This is a genomic window from Ensifer adhaerens, assembly GCF_013283195.1.
In the GTDB taxonomy this organism is placed as follows: Bacteria; Pseudomonadota; Alphaproteobacteria; order Rhizobiales; family Rhizobiaceae; genus Ensifer; species Ensifer adhaerens_G.
This window is the reverse complement of the sequence record NZ_JABEKT010000002.1, coordinates 756057-773180: the sequence shown is the minus strand read 5'-3', so window position 1 is coordinate 773180 and position 17124 is coordinate 756057. Positions and strand designations below refer to the sequence as shown.

14 protein-coding genes and 2 pseudogenes are annotated in these 17124 nt (G+C 61.4%); 8 read left to right on the top strand and 8 right to left on the bottom strand.

The genetic code is table 11. From position 1 onward, the window contains the following. Window positions 1-4: 4 nt before the first annotated feature. From LPJGGPFB_RS20000 to LPJGGPFB_RS19975, 7 genes and pseudogenes are all read left to right on the top strand, one after another. Entirely contained in the window at window positions 5-946 is a 942-nt protein-coding gene (locus LPJGGPFB_RS20000; protein ID WP_173421672.1) for a tagatose kinase, read from the top strand. A 5-nt stretch (window positions 947-951) separates the two neighbouring features. Beyond that, the gene (locus LPJGGPFB_RS19995) at window positions 952-2232 is read left to right on the top strand and encodes a D-tagatose-bisphosphate aldolase, class II, non-catalytic subunit (protein ID WP_173421671.1); all 1281 of its coding nucleotides are present in this window, start codon (window positions 952-954) and stop codon (window positions 2230-2232) included. A gap of 123 nt (window positions 2233-2355) precedes the next feature. Beyond that, complete coding sequence (locus LPJGGPFB_RS19990; RefSeq protein WP_173422250.1) at window positions 2356-3372, top strand: LacI family DNA-binding transcriptional regulator; 1017 nt, start codon at window positions 2356-2358, stop codon at window positions 3370-3372. A 621-nt stretch (window positions 3373-3993) separates the two neighbouring features. Next, window positions 3994-4710 (top strand): MgtC/SapB family protein, encoded by a 717-nt coding sequence (locus tag LPJGGPFB_RS19985; protein WP_173421670.1) that lies wholly within the window; start codon window positions 3994-3996, stop codon window positions 4708-4710. Between the two features lie 954 nt (window positions 4711-5664). After that, a complete protein-coding gene (locus tag LPJGGPFB_RS19980) occupies window positions 5665-5829 on the top strand; it encodes a hypothetical protein (RefSeq protein WP_173421669.1) in 165 nt (54 codons plus the stop codon). Further along, window positions 5826-6246, top strand: a pseudogene (locus LPJGGPFB_RS33125) (MarR family winged helix-turn-helix transcriptional regulator); the annotation flags it as partial. The gene LPJGGPFB_RS19980 and the pseudogene LPJGGPFB_RS33125, both read left to right, overlap by 4 nt. Window positions 6247-6519: 273 nt before the next feature. Further along, window positions 6520-6711, top strand: a pseudogene (locus tag LPJGGPFB_RS19975) (ABC transporter ATP-binding protein); the annotation flags it as partial. Window positions 6712-6845: 134 nt separating this feature from the next. Here the strand turns inward: LPJGGPFB_RS19975 and LPJGGPFB_RS19970 are convergent. From LPJGGPFB_RS19970 to LPJGGPFB_RS19945, 6 genes are all read right to left on the bottom strand, one after another. Then, on the bottom strand, window positions 6846-7946 hold the full coding sequence (locus tag LPJGGPFB_RS19970) for a glycoside hydrolase family 88 protein (protein ID WP_173421668.1): 1101 nt from the start codon (window positions 7944-7946) through the stop codon (window positions 6846-6848). A 9-nt stretch (window positions 7947-7955) separates the two neighbouring features. Further along, entirely contained in the window at window positions 7956-9509 is a 1554-nt protein-coding gene (pglA, locus tag LPJGGPFB_RS19965; RefSeq protein WP_173421667.1) for a polygalacturonase PglA, read from the bottom strand. A gap of 77 nt (window positions 9510-9586) precedes the next feature. Beyond that, window positions 9587-10855, bottom strand: a complete 1269-nt coding sequence (locus tag LPJGGPFB_RS19960) for an ABC transporter substrate-binding protein (RefSeq protein WP_173421666.1) — start codon at window positions 10853-10855, stop codon at window positions 9587-9589. A gap of 40 nt (window positions 10856-10895) precedes the next feature. Continuing rightward, complete coding sequence (locus LPJGGPFB_RS19955; protein ID WP_173421665.1) at window positions 10896-11993, bottom strand: ABC transporter ATP-binding protein; 1098 nt, start codon at window positions 11991-11993, stop codon at window positions 10896-10898. Window positions 11994-11995: 2 nt separating this feature from the next. Then, window positions 11996-12877 (bottom strand): carbohydrate ABC transporter permease, encoded by an 882-nt coding sequence (locus LPJGGPFB_RS19950; protein WP_173421664.1) that lies wholly within the window; start codon window positions 12875-12877, stop codon window positions 11996-11998. A 6-nt stretch (window positions 12878-12883) separates the two neighbouring features. Continuing rightward, the gene (locus LPJGGPFB_RS19945; protein ID WP_173421663.1) at window positions 12884-13765 is read right to left on the bottom strand and encodes a carbohydrate ABC transporter permease; all 882 of its coding nucleotides are present in this window, start codon (window positions 13763-13765) and stop codon (window positions 12884-12886) included. A gap of 202 nt (window positions 13766-13967) precedes the next feature. On the opposite strand from LPJGGPFB_RS19945, the gene LPJGGPFB_RS19940 reads away from it, so the two are divergent. Continuing rightward, complete coding sequence (locus LPJGGPFB_RS19940; RefSeq protein WP_173421662.1) at window positions 13968-14900, top strand: helix-turn-helix transcriptional regulator; 933 nt, start codon at window positions 13968-13970, stop codon at window positions 14898-14900. Window positions 14901-15026: 126 nt separating this feature from the next. Here the strand turns inward: LPJGGPFB_RS19940 and LPJGGPFB_RS19935 are convergent, their stop codons facing one another. Together LPJGGPFB_RS19935 and kdgD are read right to left on the bottom strand one after the other, a co-directional pair. After that, window positions 15027-16163, bottom strand: a complete 1137-nt coding sequence (locus tag LPJGGPFB_RS19935; RefSeq protein ID WP_173421661.1) for a mandelate racemase/muconate lactonizing enzyme family protein — start codon at window positions 16161-16163, stop codon at window positions 15027-15029. A gap of 24 nt (window positions 16164-16187) precedes the next feature. Further along, window positions 16188-17099 (bottom strand): 5-dehydro-4-deoxyglucarate dehydratase, encoded by a 912-nt coding sequence (gene kdgD / locus LPJGGPFB_RS19930; RefSeq protein ID WP_173421660.1) that lies wholly within the window; start codon window positions 17097-17099, stop codon window positions 16188-16190. Window positions 17100-17124: the final 25 nt, after the last annotated feature.

Here is a 17124-nt window from a genome sequence, read left to right as displayed (position 1 = left end):
ACACATGCACAAGATACTGACGATCGGCGAGATCCTCGTCGAGATCATCGCCACCGAAAAGGGCGACGGCTTCCGCCAGGCAACTCCGCTTGTCGGCCCCTTCCCCTCCGGCGCGCCTGCCATCTTCATCGACCAGGTCGGCAAGCTCGGCCAGGCAAGCGCGATCATTTCGCGTGTCGGCGGCGACGATTTCGGCCACGTCAACCTGGCGCGACTTGAGGCGGACGGCGTCGATATCTCCGGCATTGCCGTCGATCCGCTCGCCACCACCGGCAGCGCCTTCGTTCGCTATCGCGACGACGGCAGCCGCGCCTTCGTCTTCAACATCCGCGACAGCGCCTGCGGCAGCATTCGCCTCGATGACAAGGCGATCGCACTCGTTCAAAGCTGCAGCCACATGCACGTCATGGGGTCGTCGCTCTACGCGCCGAGCGTGGTCGACAGCATCCTGGCGGCGATCGACATCGTCAAGGCCGGCGGCGGCACCGTGTCCTTCGACCCCAATCTGCGGGCCGAAATCCTCGAAAGCCCAGGCATGCGCGAGGCGTTGCGGACGGTGCTTGCGAAGACCGACGTCTTCCTGCCGAGCGGCGCCGAACTCTTCCTGTTCACCGAGGCGAAAACCGAGGCGGACGCCATCGCTGAACTCCTTGGCTCCGGCATCAAGGTCGTCGTCGTCAAGCGCGGCGCCGAGGGCGCCAGCTACTTCGATGCGGAAACGACGCTGACTTTGCCCGGCTTTGCCGTCGAGGAGGTGGACCCGACCGGAGCGGGTGACTGCTTCGGCGCCACCTTCGTCAGCTTCTGGCTGAACGGTGCGGCCCCTCACGAAGCGCTCGAATTCGCCAACGCCTCCGGCGCCCGCGCCGTGATGATCTCAGGCCCGATGGAAGGCGCATCGACGAGGGCGGAACTCGAAGCCTTCATCAGCGCGCGAAAGGATTGAAGCCCATGAAACCGAATTATCTGATCGACATCGCCAAGTGGCGCGACCGGCCGGGCCTTCGCGGCATTCCCTCGATCTGCTCCGCACATCCGCTGGTCATCGAGGCGGCGATGCTGCGCGCCCTGAAGGAAGGCACCCATCTCCTGATCGAGGCGACCTGCAACCAGGTCAATCAGGACGGCGGCTACACCGGCATGACGCCGGCCGGTTTCACCGGCTTCGTCGGGGATATCGCCGCAAAGACCGGCTTTCCGGTCGACAACATCATCCTCGGCGGCGACCATCTCGGCCCCAACCCGTGGAAAAATCTGCCCGCCGACGAGGCGATGGCGAAAGCCGAAGCGATGATCCGCGCCTATGCCGAGGCCGGCTTCACCAAGCTGCATCTCGACACCAGCATGGGCTGCGCCGGCGAGCCTGTCGCCCTTCCCGATGCGACGACGGCGTCCCGCGCGGCACGGCTTGCAGCGGCCGCCGAAGATGCGATCCGCGGACGCGACGGCATCGCGCCGGTCTACATCATCGGCACCGAAGTCCCGGTACCAGGCGGCGCGCTCGAGGAACTGGACACGCTGGAAGTCACCGCACCCGAAGCAGCCGTCGAGACCGTCGACATTCACCGCCAGGCCTTCAGCGACGCAGGTGCCGGCGAGGCATTTTCGCGGGTCGTCGGCGCCGTCGTCCAACCGGGCGTGGAATTCGGCAACGAGAACGTCATTCCTTACGACCGGCCGAAGGCCGCGGCCTTGAGCGAGAGCCTGACGAAGCTCGATGGCCTCGTGTTCGAAGCGCACTCCACCGATTACCAGACGCAGGATGCGCTTCGCGATCTGGTCGCCGATGGCTTTGCCATCCTCAAGGTCGGCCCCGGCCTGACCTTTGCCTTGCGAGAAGCGCTCTACGGCCTCGACCAGGTCGCCGCCTTCCTGTTTCCCGATGCGCGGTCAAAAACCCTGGCAGAAATCACCGAGGAGGTGATGCGCGAGGAGCCGGCGAACTGGGGCAAGTATTATCACGGCTCGCCCGAAGCGCTGCGGCTTCAGCGCCATTTCTCCTACAGCGACCGCATCCGCTACTACTGGCCGCATCCGAAGGTCGCCGCAGCGGTCGACGAGCTTCTCCGCCTGCTCGACGGCGTCACCATCCCCGAGACGCTGATCAGCCAGTATTTAGCAGGCAGTTACGAGCGCGTGCGAGACGGACAGGTGGCACCACAAGCAAAGGCATTGGCGATTGCCGCCGTCGACGCGGTTCTGGATGATTATTTTTCGGCCTGCAAAGGATAGAGCCGGCCGTTCATTCCGTGAATATTTCGCAGTCGACACTGCCTATCCCTCGGAAATAAATCTATAAACGAAACCCAAAAGAAGAATGGGGGCGCTTCGACCGTGGACAGACAAATCAAGACGATGGAGGATTTTTCGGAGTTCGTCGGTTTGTCGCGCCCCACAGTCTCCAAATACTTCAACGATCCATCTTCGGTTCGCAAGAAGACCCGCGACGCCATCGAGGCCGCGATCAAGCAATCGGGCTTCCGGCCCAACATCTTCGCCGTCAATCTCAACCGGCGGCGAACCAATATTCTTGGCGTCATCGTTCCCAATTCCACCGACCCGTTCTACATGGCGCTGACGCGGCGGATCGAGCATATCGCCAACCAGGCCGGCTTTCTCGCCTTCGTCCTGTCTTCCGACGGCAAGCCGGAGATGGAAGAGCGCGCCATCGAGACCTTCAAGTCGATGAACGTCGCCGGCGCGATCATCGCCCCGCTCGGCGTCCAGTCTCATCACCAGAAGCTCACCTCGCTCGGCGAGAGCATCCCGCTTGTCTATGTCGACTCGCCGCTCGACGGCAGTTCGTCCTTCGTCGGCACCGACAACCGGCAGAGCTTCAAGCTGATGGTCGACTATCTCTGCCGGTCCGGGGAACCGCCCTGCTACTTCGGCATGCCGCCGGTCAACAACAACGCGCTCGCCCGCCAACACGCCTATCAGGAGGCGATGCAGCAGCTGAAGATGGATGCGGCCATCGTGCCGACAGCGCCGAATGCCTCCTGGGACTTCGAAAAATTCGGCTATGACGAAACGCTGCGCATTCTGGGCGAAGGCGGTTTTCCGACGAAGACGGTGCTGTGCGCCAACGACCGCGTCGCCTTCGGTGTCATTGCGGCCGCCTTCCAGTCGGGCGTCAAGGTCGGCCGGGAAGCCGACAGCGACCTGCGCGTCGCCGGCCACGACGACCACCCGTTGTCGCGCTATACCTGTCCACCGCTGACGACGGTGGCGCAGAACTACAACGAGATCGGCCGGCTGGCGATCGAGCTTCTGCTCTACAAGCTCGGCGAAACGGAAAATGCCGACCAGGCCTTCCCCGCGGACGAGCGCATCTTGCTCAGCGCCGAGATCATGCTGCGCGGCTCAGCCTAGAGCCCCGTTCGATTAAACTGACTTGTCTATCGGAGTCCGTTTGTTTCGATTTGTGCTTCACTTCAGATGGAGGTGAATCATGGGTAAGTTTCATTCTTTGGATATTCGCGGGCGTGTTGTGTCGATGGTGGACAGCGGCGGGTAGCGGCAAGCTTCGGCCTATCTGCCTTCAATAGAGCCGAATGCCGGAACCATTAAACGCACGACGCTCTAGCGCAAGCCAGCCTCTCGACATCGGCGACTGATCCAAAGCATCGAACTGTTTGGACTTGGAAATACAATTTGGGACGCAGCCCCCGCAGCTCAGGCAGGGATCGGGTCCGACTGTCGCCGTGTCCTCTATCAATCGCGTGACAGCTCCCCCTGAAGGGTGCCTCAAGGGGGATTGGCCATTGACCTGGGCGTCCCCAAAATCGATCGATCGCGGTTTGAGGAGTTATGCAGCAGCACCGAGCGACCGTTGCCCCGCTGAGCAATCCCCATCCTCGGTGTCGAGCGTTAAGGCTCACGGATGAAAGCCGCTTGCAAGTCCAGTGGCAGGCCGGTTAAATCGACCCGCGCCAGCAATCGCTCAAGCCCCTTCAGGCTCTCCCTGTCGCGCATGCTGAACAGGATGTGTGAATGTCGTCTTTTGAATCAGCCCTCCTGAACGAGCTGTCGATCACGCCCAATCTCGCCATCGCGGCCTTCCTTGGAATGGTGATCGGGCTGGAGCGTCAGTGGCGACAGCGGTACACGGGCCTCACCACTCATGCGCTGGTTTCGCTGGGTGCTGCGGCCTTCACCTCGCTTGGCATGCTGATTGACGGCGGCACGGATGTGCGCATGGGCGGGCAGGTCGTCACCGGGATCGGCTTTCTCGGGGCCGGCCTGATCATGCGTGATGGGCTGAGCGTTCGGGGCTTGAGCGGAGCGGCGACGGTCTGGTCTACCGGCGCCGTCGGGGTGCTGGCCGGCTATGGCTATTTGCTTGCGGCGTCGGAGGCCTGCGCGTTCGTTCTCCTGATCAACCTCACCATGCCCCGCATCGGCGCGCTGATCGAGCGGCACGCGCCGGAGAAGGAAGCCGTCGAGCGTTATTACATGATCGAGCTGAAATGCCTGGCCAAGGAAGAGGCCGTCGTGCGCTCAGCCCTGCTGCAGGCGATGGAGGCGCGAAAGCTGCGTCTCCGGGGACTTGAAAGTCACTCTGCGAGCGAGGGCGGCATTATCGCAGTCGAAGCCGTCGTCTACACCGCGAGGGAGCAGAACCAACTGGTCGAGCAGGTCGTCGGCGATCTCAGCCTGTCGCCGCTCGTCCTGTCCGGCAAGTGGACATCGACGACCGCGCCCGAATAGCATCTGCAGGCCGTTTACTCGCCGGAGTAAAGCTTGCCGAGGACCGGCGTGACGACCAAACCCGCTGTTGTCTAATTGGTTCTCGATGGCAGCGACAACGATCCACGTGATTGGCTGCTCACCGTGCTGATCATCGTCCGGCGCTTCGGCAACAACCTCTTTCACGGCGAGAAATGGGCATACCACCTCCAGAATCAGCGCGCTAATTTCACCCATGCCAACGGGGTCTTGATGCGTCTCCTCGAACGACACGGGCAATTAGCTCCGTAGTATCATCAAGTCTCAGTACTGCAGCTTTCAACACCAGCTATGCGCCATCTTTCTCTCTGAGTTGCCCGTCCGCTCGGCCGCAGAGCCGACTATCAATCTCTCGCCGTGATGGGATACGAACACAGAACCCGTTTGCAAAACGACGCCGCGAAAACAGCGAGCAACAACGCGCTCGGCGATGCGCTGTCGATATCCCGATCAGGACGTGCAATGACGCCGGTCTGTCCCAGATTTCGTGTGCTGTCTGGAGACACGACTCTCACGCAGCCTATCCGTCTTCAGGGGTCTCATCTGGCAGGTGAGACCACCCTGAGGCCCAGCGGGCATCCCTTAGTCGATGCGCAGGAGATATCGACTTCCTAATATTCCTGTGCGCAACTCGATTTCTTCAAGCAAAGTCGATAGCCAATACGTCAGGACACACTATTACCGAGTATTATGTTTGGGGTTGTTTACAAATGCGCAGTTATCGGAATGCTGCGCCCAAAAGTGGCGACGAATTACTAGATACGTCGACCACTGATTTAGCACGATATTATGCGAGCGAAATTGCCTTTGACGTACCGTCAGATATACTCTGACGATCTAGTGGTCGATCAACGTGAGACCCAAATCGATGTGAGCCGTGATCCCGATAGATGGATAAGCGACCGGTCCCGGCCTTACTGCATCACTGGCACGTCCGTGGACGTTGAGATCCCCTTTACCGGCAACAGGCTTGGATTTGATATCCAGCCGACGACGCGCAATTTCAACAATCCACGAGCGGCCATTGGAGATGGCATTGTTTCATTCTCCATCAAGGGAGTTGATCTTAGTCCTGAACGGGTGAGGCAAGAAATCGACTGAGTCGTGAGATCACAGACGCCGACTATGAGGCGCTTGCCAACCTGCGCTACATCCTGCGCCCCTTCTCAGATTTTTCGACGTCGGCGGCCCAACACGAAGGGCTGCTCAGTCAGCAACACCAGGCGCTTCTGGCAATCAAAGGCTATCGCGGCGACGCTGCCATGACAGTAGGGCTTCTGGCGGAGCGCTTGTTCATCGCACCGCACACCGCACCCGAACTTGTCGAGCGGCTGGTGGCAGCAGCTATGTCACACGCCAACCCGACCCTTTCGACAGGCGCCGCCAGACGCTCGCGCTCACCAGCCAGCTGCGAATGTGCTCAAGCGATTGAGCACCATTCACCTGACCGAGATCCGTGACATGGCGCCGCGCCTTATAGAGCTTCTCATCAACCTCCAGAAACGAAGATCCCTCCCTCGGACCTTGAGCAAGGCAACTCCCGGCGTCGCCGCGCGGACACACATGGCAGGAATGCCGAGCGCACGCAGGTCGGCCCCTGAAGGAGAGCCCTGCCCTATGTGTCGTGAGCAGCATGCAACTGGCTGGCGCCAACCGTCGGTCGCATTGCGGAACCCAACGTCCGAAAGCGCGCTTCATCGACGTTCATACGCCGCCAACGGTCTGCGGCCACGGCGGCCCTGCTTGGCTTCGCGGCAAGCGCCCTTCGCCGGCAGTGTCTGCAATCATCATATTTGCAAGATCGCGCTTCACGACCTCAACCATGCCCTGCGCTATTGCGAAAACACCATTGTCATTGCCAACGGCACCATGGTTGCAAGCGTCATCGCGGCCCCGATGCTGCGGGACATCTACCAGCTCAACGCCCGCATCGAGACTTGCTCGCAGGGCCGCGCTTTGGTCATCGTCGACGGTCCGATCTGACGGGATCGCACGTCTGCCCTACGATATGGATGCACATCATTCGAGCGGAATGACACACGTTCGCGGGAAGGAGCCCCTGCAAGCACCAGCGTCCAAGCTGCGGAAAACCGCTTCACACACTTCCTGGAGATTCTTCAGGACGCTGCCATCAGGCTTTCGGCATAGGCCATCATCAGCGGACCAACACCTTTGGCGTCATCGGCAACGACAGGCTCAGTGAGATAGTAACCCGGGGAACCGTCGCGATAGTTGCCCTCGAAACCGCCAAGACCGGCAACGTGGACGATGGTTGTGAAACGAGTGATGCCTTCAACATCCGCAACGATCCGGGTATTCTGAAGGGCATCGAGCGCTTGTCTGCCCGCCGCGGCCGAGGCTTCAGTCCGATCCGGCTCGAGCAGACCATGGCGGGCAGCGCGCATGAGCGCATAGGCGAACATCGCCGAAGCTGAACTCTCCTCGTAATTACCCTCGAGATCCGGCGCGTCGAGCACCTGCGGCCAGAGACCGGTGGAAGTCACCTGTCGGCTCTTGATCTCCGTTAGAAGACGGCCGGTGCGCTGGCGCAGGGAAGCGGTGGCCTCGTCGGCCGGCAGCATGACCAATGAATCGACCAGTGCCATCGCCAGCCAGCCGACCGCGCGCGCCCAGACGGCGGGAGACTGACCGGTCGCCGGGTCCGCCCAGCGCTGTTGACGGCTGTCGTCATAGCCATGGACGTAGAGGCCGCCCGAGGTGGCCGTTAATGCCAGAGCTGTCGAGAACTGCTGCAGCGCGTCGGCGATCAGGCCGGCGCGGCCCGTCGATTTGCCGTACTCGATCTGGAACGGCAGCCCCATGTAGAGCCCGTCCAGCCAGACCTGATGCGGATAACGCTTCTTGTGCCAGTAGTTGCCGGCAGCGATGCGGGGATGGCTTTGCAATTGCCCGGCCAGACGGTCCGCGGCCAAACGATAGCGCGGATCGTCAGCCTCTTTGGCGAGCGCGAACAGCGAGCGTCCGGCAAGAATGTGGTCGATGTTGTATTCATGAGGATCGTAGCCCGAAAGTGCACCGTCGGCTGCGATCTGCGGATCTGCAAGGCGGTGCAGATGCGCTTTCCAGCGCGCATCGCCTGTCGCCTCGAAGAGGTGAATGAGGCCGCGATAGACGCATCCATCCTCGTAACACCAGCTACCCCCCTTGTAGCGGGTGTAGCGCTTGGCGAATTCATCGAAATAGTCTGTCGGGTTCACGGGCGGATCTCATTCAAAGGAAAGGGAGATTGAGGCGGCACTGAGCAAGGCAGGATCGTCGCAGTCGATCTCGGCTCGCTCGGCGACGATCGCCTCGTGACGCATGGGCCTGATGCGATCGGCCATGATCGGCGGCGTCGCGATTGCATCGGGGTCATGCGAGACGATCTGCAGGCGGCGGATGCTGATGTTGCGGATCGGGGCTTCGGGTAGACCGAGAAACACGCCTGCCGCGTGAGCGAGGCCACGGATTTCGATGTCCTCGATGGTGACGCCATCGATGACCGGTGTCGCGGAACTGACGGCTGCCGGCTCACGGCTCTGCACCCAGGGATCGTGGCCGTCGGCATCGCAATGGTAGTGGGCGTTGGCCGAGAGCGCGGTTTCGACGCCATCCAGACGCACACGGCACATGGCGATATTGGTGATCGACCCGCCGCGACCGCGACGGGTCTTCAGCCGCAGGCCGCGATCCGTGCCGATCATCTCGCAATCCTCGACGCAGACGTCATGCACGCCACCGGACATCTCCGAGCCGATCACCAGCCCGCCATGGCCGCGTTCCATCAGGCAATGGCTGACGCGAACGTTGCGTGTTTCCATCAGGTGATCATCCTCGCCGTTCGGACCACGCTTGCCGGCCTTGACCGCGATGCAATCGTCGCCGACCGAGAAACGCACACCTGTAATCGTGACATCGCGGCAGCTTTCAGGGTTGAAACCATCGGTGTTCGGGCTGTCTGGTGGCGCGATTATCGTCAGTCCGGCAGCCGTCAGACGCTCGCAACCCTGCGGATGGATGGTCCAGGACGGCGCGTTGCGGATGGTGAATCCGAGCAGGGTTACGTCACGGCAGGAAATCAGATGCAGGCCGCGTGGGCGCCGTGCGCTGTCTCGCGTTTCTTTCGGCCAGCTCCACCAGTCGCCCCTGTCACCGGAGCCATCGAGGGCACCACGGCCCTCGATCACCAGATTTTCCGCCGAGGCGGCATGCACGGGCGCGGCAAAACAGGCAGCAGGCAACCCTTCCCAGCTGCCGAGCATGCGGCCGCAATGATCGCGCGATGCCAGGATGGGCCAACCGGTACGCCCGGATGGCGCTCGCAAGGTCGCTCCTTCAGCGAGATGCAGGGTCATCTGCCCCTTGAGCGTAATCGGGAACGCCGTCCATAGGCCCCGCCCGAGATAAAGCGTACCGCCGCTCGGGACTGTTGCGATCGCATCCGCAAGTGCTTTGGCATTGGCGACGGCGCCATCGAGATCGTCGGACGCGATATCAGGCACGAGATCGAAATCGCCAGCATCGACGAGACCTGCGCAGGGCGCGGTTTGGAAGGACACCGGCAGAAACCCTTCGGCCTCGAAGACGTAGCGGCGCGCGGGGTGAAGTCTGTGCAGCAGGGTGACGACCGTGTCAGCCACTCCCTGCTGCAAGTCCCGGGCGTCATCCGGCGACGACAGCCGCCAGGCCGTCTTTTCGCCAAGCCAGTAAAGCGCACCGGGCGTCGGCAGGCATAGCGCCGCCGTTCGCGCCGAGCGCGCGATGATGGAAGGTCTGATCATGTCTTGCCTCGTGTTCCGTGCCCGTCAGACGGGCGCAAGTCCCGCCGCGGTCACCCGCGGCGGGGCAGTGTTGGCGGTCAGTCGAACTCGGCGAGAACGTCGTTCACAGTGTCGATGATCTGCTGGGCACCCTCTTCTGCAGTGATCTGCCCGTAAGCATATTCTTCGAGCGTATCGATGAAGGCGGCCCGGATTTCCGGATGCTCGTTGAAGGGCGAGACCGACGGCCCGGTCGAGGCCATGACGATGGCGTTGGCAGCACGAACCTCAGCCTCACCCTTGTCGCCAAGCCGGGCTGCGGCGGCCTTCGACGCGGGAAGCCCGCGCGATGTGCCAAGAGCGTCGATGCCTTCCGGCTCGTTCAGCAGGCAGTTGACGATCTCAGCGGCGGCCTCCGGGTTCTTCGAGTTCCTGGAGATGGAGAACACCATGGACGGTTTGCGATAGACGCCTTCGGTCACGGCGTCCGCTAGCTTCAGCATCGGCACGGGTTTCAGCACCTGGCCGTCTTTCAGCGGATCGGCGTATTTGGAATAGGTGGAATCCCATTCATAGGAACCAGCGACCTTGCCTTCAGCCCAGGCGGGCTTTTCGAACAGGTTGACGTTGCCGTCGGCTGCCTCTTCCTTTTGAGAGCGGATTGCGCCGGTCTCCACCAGCTTGCCGAGGAAGGAAATGCCTTCGGCGAGTTCCTCGGGCGTCCAGGCGACGCGATTGTTCGTCTGATCGACAAGATCCTTGCCGGTCTTCTGCACGACGGCAAGGGTTACCAGCAGCTGCGCGGTCTCCTTGACAGCATTGAAGGTGTAATGGTCCTTGCCGAGCTTCTCCTTGATGGTCGCGGTCGCGGCGAAGAACTCGTCCCAATTCTTGGGGATACTGACACCGGCCTTCTCGAACGTGGTTGCGTTGAAGAAGAACACACGTCCCGTCGTCGAGACCGAAAGCCCCTGCAGGACCCCATTCATAGAGCCGGCGGCGAGATCTCCCTCCGTCCAGTTCGACAGATCGATCGCCTTCAACTGGCGCAGATCAGCGAAACCTTCGCCGTTCTTGGAAAACAAAGGCAACCAGGGCCAGTTGACCTGGATAATGTCGGCCTCGGTCCTGCCAGCCATCTGGGTCGTCAGTTTTTCGAGATAGCCGTCGAAGCCGGTAAATTCGCCCTTGACCGTATGGCCGTATTTCTGGCCGCAGGCGGCGGTCGCCTTTTGGGTGGCCACGTGACGGCTGTCGCCGCCCCACCAGGCCATGCGCAGTTCGGCCGCTCCAGCAGCCGGTGCACAGAGCGAAAGCGCGCCGTAGGCGACGCCGGTCAGTGCAGCCAAGGTTCTCGCAGTCTTCATGGTTCTCCTCCTTCTTGATACAGGGCTCAACGCCGCCTCCTCACAGCGAGACGTTGCGGCCGTCGGTCTTGTCGAAAATGTGCAATCGGTCCAGGTCGGGACGCAGGCGGATCTTCTCCGAGCGCCCCAGCGTCTCGAAATCGGCTGCGCCAACGACGCTCACAACCCTGTGACCTTCCAGGTCGGCATGGAGATAGACTTCGTGGCCCATGAACTCCGCGTTGGCGAGTTTCGCCGTGAACGCAGCGGGACCGTCGGCGACGAGCGAAAGGTGTTGCGGGCGCATGCCGACCACGGCCTCTACCGGGCGGGCCGAAAGCCGGCCCTCCAGCTGCGTTCCGAGCGGCAAGCTCTGGCTGCCGATCGAGAAGGACGAACCGTCAAGCTTAGCATCGATGAGGTTCATCTCCGGACTGCCGATGAAACCGGCGACGAACAGGTTCGCCGGACGTTCATAGAGTTCCTTCGGCGTCGCAACCTGCATGATGTGTCCTGCCTGCATGACGCAGATGCGGTCGCCCATCGTCATGGCTTCGGTCTGGTCATGCGTCACGTAGATGACCGTCGACGATAGGCCATCAGCCTTCAGCTTGCGATGCAGGTCGGTGATGCGCACCCGCATCGAAGCGCGCAATTTTGCGTCGAGGTTGGACAGCGGCTCGTCGAACAGAAACACGCCCGGCTTCTTGATCAGTGCGCGCCCGAGTGCCACGCGCTGGGCCTGACCGCCCGAGAGCTGCTTGGGCAGCCGGTCGAGCAATGGCTCGATCTCGAGAATCCTGGCGACCTGTTCAATGGCGGCGTCGATCTCCGCCTTCGGTTTTCCGGCGATCTTCAGCCCGAAGGCGAGGTTGCCCCTCACCTTCATGTGCGGATAGAGCGCGTAGTTCTGGAACACCATGGCGATCGAGCGCTTGCCGGGCGGCAGATCGTTGACGCGTCGATCGCCAATGACGACCTCCCCGCCGGAAATCTCCTCCAGACCCGCCACCATGCGCAGTGTGGTCGACTTGGCGCAGCCGGACGGGCCGACAAAAACCATGAACTCGCCGTCGTCGATATCGAGGTTGATGCCATGGACCGCCTTGAAGGCGTTGCCATAGACCTTTTCGAGATTTTTCAGTTGAACCTTAGCCATGTTCAGCCCTTGATCCCCCCGGAGGAGATCCCTTCGATGAAGTAGCGTTGTGCAGCGAAGAAGACGATCAACGCGGGGGCGATCGTCAGCACCGACATCGCGAGGATGCGGTTCCATTCGAAAGCCTCCGTCGTGTCGATGGAAAGCTTGAGAGCGAGACTGACCGGATACTTGTCCACCGAGGACAGGTAGATCAGCGGCCCGAGGAAATCGTTCATGGTCCACATGAACTGGAACAGGCACACCGAGATCAGTGCCGGAGCGAGCATCGGCACAACGATGTAGACCAGCGTCTGGAGACTGTTGGCCCCATCGACCCGTGCTGCCTCCTCCATGTCTGTCGGCAACGAGCGCAGGAACTGCACCAGCATGAAGACGAAGAAGGCGTCGCCGGCGAGTGCCGAGGGCACCCAGAGCGGCAGGAAGCTGTCGAGCCAGCCGAGGTCGCGGAACAGGATATACTGCGGAATGCGGGTGACGACATTGGGCAACAGCAGTATCGCGATCACCGAACCGAACAGGATCTTCTTCAGGGGGAAATCGAACCGCGCGAAAGCATAGGCCGCCAGCGTGCAGGAGATGGCGGTGCCGATCACCTTTGGCAGAATGATCAGGAACGAATTCCAGAAGAAGCGGCCGAACGTGTAGGGCGTCGATGTCTGCCAGCCCTTGATGTAGCCATCGGCAGTCGGGTTCTTCGGCAGAAAGCCCGCTCCTGCGAAGATTTCCGAGTTCGTCTTGAAGCTCGCGCCGACCAGCCAGATCAGCGGATAGAGCATCACGAAGCCGACCGCGAAGAGCAGGATGTAGCGGATCGCCGTCGAGATCAGGTTGAGCCTTGCGCGGCGTGCGGCCTGGCGGTCGTTGAAGGTAAGATCGGTCATATCAGATCAGCTCCGCTTGTCGCCGGCGTAGAAAACCCACTTCTTGGAAGACCAGAAGGCAACGAGGGTGAGCACGGTTATGATGGTGAAGAGCACCCAGGCGATGGACGAGGCATAGCCCATGTTGAACTTCTTGAAGGCCTCGTCATAGATGTAGAGCGGCAGGAGATAGGTCGACTTCAGGGGGCCGCCCTGCGTGATGATGTAAGGACCGTTGAACTCCTGGAACGCCTGAACCATCTGCATGATCAGATTGAAGAAGATGACCGGCGTCAGCAGCGGCAGGGTGATGAAGAAGAAGGTCCGCACCTTGCCGGCGCCGTCGATGGCCGCCGCCTCGTAGAGCGACTTGTCGATCGACTGCAAGGCCGCGAGGAAGATCACCATGGCCGAACCGAACTGCCAGCAGCGCAGAAGCGTGATGGTGAAAAGCGCGTTGGTCGGATCACCAAACCAGTCGACCGGGGAAAGCCCGAGCGTCGCCAATGCCATGTTGGCAAGGCCTTCCGTGGCGAAGATGTAGCGCCAGAGAACGGCAATCGCGATCGAGCCGCCGAGGATCGAAGGCACGTAGAACGCGGTCCGGAACAGCCCGATGAACATCAGCTTGTAGTTCAGGATCGCCGCGATGAAGAGCGCGAAGGCGAGCTTCAGGGGCACCGTCAGGAAGACGTAAAGCAGCGTGACGTTCAGCGACTTGATGAAGGTTCGGTCGCGTGTGAACAGCCGCTCGTAGTTGGCAAGCCCTGTCCATCGCGGTTCGCTCATCAGGTCATAGTTGGTGAAGCTCAGATAAAGCGAGCCGATGAACGGGATCGCCGTAAAGACCAGAAGTCCGACGATGTAGGGAGTGAGATAGCCCAGCCCCAAAAGACGCTGCATCTTCATGGCCTCCCTCCCGGGCAACACCTGAGCGCAGTGAATGTAGATGCAATTTTGTACAAATCAGGCTCCCAATTCGGTGCAGGAAACGCGAGAGGCAACGCCTCAACCTATCCCGTGAACCGATCTCCTCCCCAGAAGAAGCGGTTTATGCGGTGACATTCTCGTATTTTCAGATCAGAATGAATTCACAAAGAGAAGGAAAAAGATGGACGAAATCGAAGGTGGCATTCTTTCAGCGATCCCGCCCGCGGCGTTGACGCTCAACCTCACGCGCGCGGCGATCCGCATGGAGCATTCGCAAACCTGGAGGATCGACAAATCCAACCCGGTCGACGATCTCGTCATCTGCCTCGATGGCCGCGGCCACTATCTGATCGACGGCGTGCCATGCGTCATGGAACCGGGCGATGCGATGCTGATCAGCGGCGGCCAACGCTTCGTCGGCTGGAACGAGGGGCGTGAAACATACATCGGCGTGGCGCAGCATTTCACCCTCGACATCTACGGTCGTCATAACCTGATCGCGCAGATGAACCTGAGACCGAAACTGCAACTGAGCCGTTGGTCGTTTCTCGAGCCGATCGCGCGCCATTATCGCCAGAGCGCGCCGCCCTCGTCCGTCTCGCTCGGCCAGCATTACCTTTTCATGGTTCTGCTCATCGCCTTCATCGAGGATGCCTTTCTCGGCTGGCGCGACCATGCCACCTACCAGCCGGAGGGAGCAGACGCGATCGATCTCGCGGTGATGAAGGCAGCAACGATGATCTCGGCCCATCCGCTCGATCCGGAGATTGCCGCAAAGGCCGTCGACACCTCACCCTACAACGCCGATTATTTCCTGCGCGAGTTCCAGAAGCGGGTGGGCCGCACGCCGCGCAAGTACCAGGAGCTCAAGCGCATGGAGCGCGCCATGCATTTTCTCGAAGGTGGGCTTTCCGTTGCCGCAGCGGCGGCGGAAGTCGGCTATGCCGACCCCTATTACTTCTCGCGCATGTTCAAGCGCACGCTTGGCCTCAGCCCCCGAGGCCATATGAACAAGGTTCACCAGAGCCGACACGGTGGCTTGCTGCAATTGGACGAGCCGGAACAGGAAACCCGCCTTGCCACGACCCGCGCAATGGAGAAGCGCCGGTCGTAGGCCGTTCTACGACTGGATCGACTTTACATTCTGAAGACAACAAGTGCGGCTGCGGAGATGGCAAACTTTCCCAGAGGTGTGTAGCGGGCATTCTCTGGACGGCGAAAGCGATGAACGCGGCCTTCGTCAGGTTCCCGGCATCTTGAATTCGACGAGCGCACTGCGATTGACCTCGATCCCGAGGCCTGGCCCGTCTGGAATGGCAACCACCCCGTTGACGGCTTCGAGCGGCGTCTTCAACACTGCCTGACGGAACGGGTTTTCCGTGCGGTCGAATTCCATGATCGGCTCAACCGGATTGACGCGGACCGGGTCAGGCACCATCGCCGCCATGAATTGCAGCGCGGCGGCGATCTGCACGCCCGTTCCCCAGACATGCGGCACGATGCGAATGCCATAAAGCGTCGCTAGGCTCGCGATCTTCTGGGCTTCGGAAAAGCCGCCGCAGCCGCAAAGGTCGGGCTGGAGAATATCGACCGCGCGGCTCTCGAGCGCGGACCACATGCCGAAGCGCGTATGCCAGGTCTCGCCGCCGGCAATCGCGATCGGCTGGGATGTGCGGACATCCCGATAGGCCGAGAGTTGCTCGGGCACGACCGGTTCCTCGAACCAGTCGATGCCATATTCCGCTGCCGCCTTGCCCAGCCGAACGGCTTCGGTGACCGTGTAGCCATGGTTGGCGTCGATCATCAGCCGCATGTCGGCGCCAATCGCCTCGCGCACTGCGCGGATGACCTCCAGATCCTCGTCAACGCCGAAACCGATCTTGATCTTGCACGCATGGAACCCCTGCGAGCGTCGCTCCGCCATTTCACTGGCATTATCGGATACCCGGTCGACGCCGTCGCGCTTGAAGCTGCCCGTCGCATAGGCGCACACGCTTTCGCGCCAGCGCCCGCCGAGCAGCATGGAGATCGAGGCGCCGTAGTGCTTGCCCTTGATATCCCATAACGCGATATCGACGCCCGACAGCGCAGTGATCGTCAGACCGCGCTGTCCCTGATCGCGCAGTGCATTGTAGAGCACCGCCCAGATCTTCTCGGTCTGGCGCGGATCCTGACCAATCAGCCAGTTGGAATAGGCTGCGACCACCGCCGCATTGGGCCGGGCCGGGCCGAGACATTCGCCCCAGCCCGTCGTTCCGTCATCGCATTCGATCTCCACCAGCACATGGGCGCGCCGGTCAAAGCGCATCGAGGCGCTTTCGAACGGCGTGCCAAGCCGATGTTCCAGGAGATGGGTGCGAACGGCGGTGATCTTCATCGAGTTCCTCCTGCTATCGCCGTGTCAGGCCTTGCGCTTGTGCGAACCGATGAGGGTATCGAGCATCGTGAGCTCCTCATCCGTCAGATCCACGAGCGGCGCGCGCACCGGACCGGCGTCGAAGCCCTGCAGCCGCACACCCGCCTTGATTGCCGAGACGGCGTAGCCCTTGACCCGATTGCGGATCGCCATGAACGGATAGAAGAAATCCGTCAGGATGCGGGCGCAGGTGGCGCGGTCGCCGGCGCGAAGTGCAACGTAGAACTCGTTGGCAAGACCCGGCACGAAGTTGAACACCGCTGACGAATAGGTGGTGACACCGGCACCGAGATAGGCTTCGGCGAAGATCTCGGCCGTCGGCATGCCGCCCAGATACATCAGGCGATCGCCCATCTTGGCGGTGACCTGGCGCAGAAGGCCGATGTCGCCCGTGCCGTCCTTGAAGCCGATCAGGTTCGGGCATTCGTCGCAAAGACGGGCAAGCGTATCAGCCTGCAGTACCGAGTTGTCACGGTTGTAGACCATGACGCCGATACCGACCGATTGGCAGACCTTCTTGATATGCGCATAGAGACCTTCCTGAGGCGCATCGATCAGGTAGTGCGGCAAAAGCAGGATACCGTCAGCGCCAACCTTTTCGACCGAACGGGCGATATCCACGGCGATATCGGTTCCGTAGCCGCAACCCGACACGATAGCGGTGTCGCCTGCCGCTTCCTTGGCCGCCGCGACCACACCAGGAATCTCGTCCGGCTTCAGCGAGAAGAATTCCCCGGTACCGCCGGCTGCGAAAAGCACCGGAGCGTCATAGCCGGCAAGCCATTCGACATGCGCCTTGTAGCTTTCCGGCGCGAAACGCCCTTGCGCGTCGAAATGCGTGACCGGGAAGGAGAGAAGGCCGGAGCCGAGGGCAGCTTTGATGTGTTCAGGGTTCATTTGTGTTTTCCTCTGTGCGTGCTTC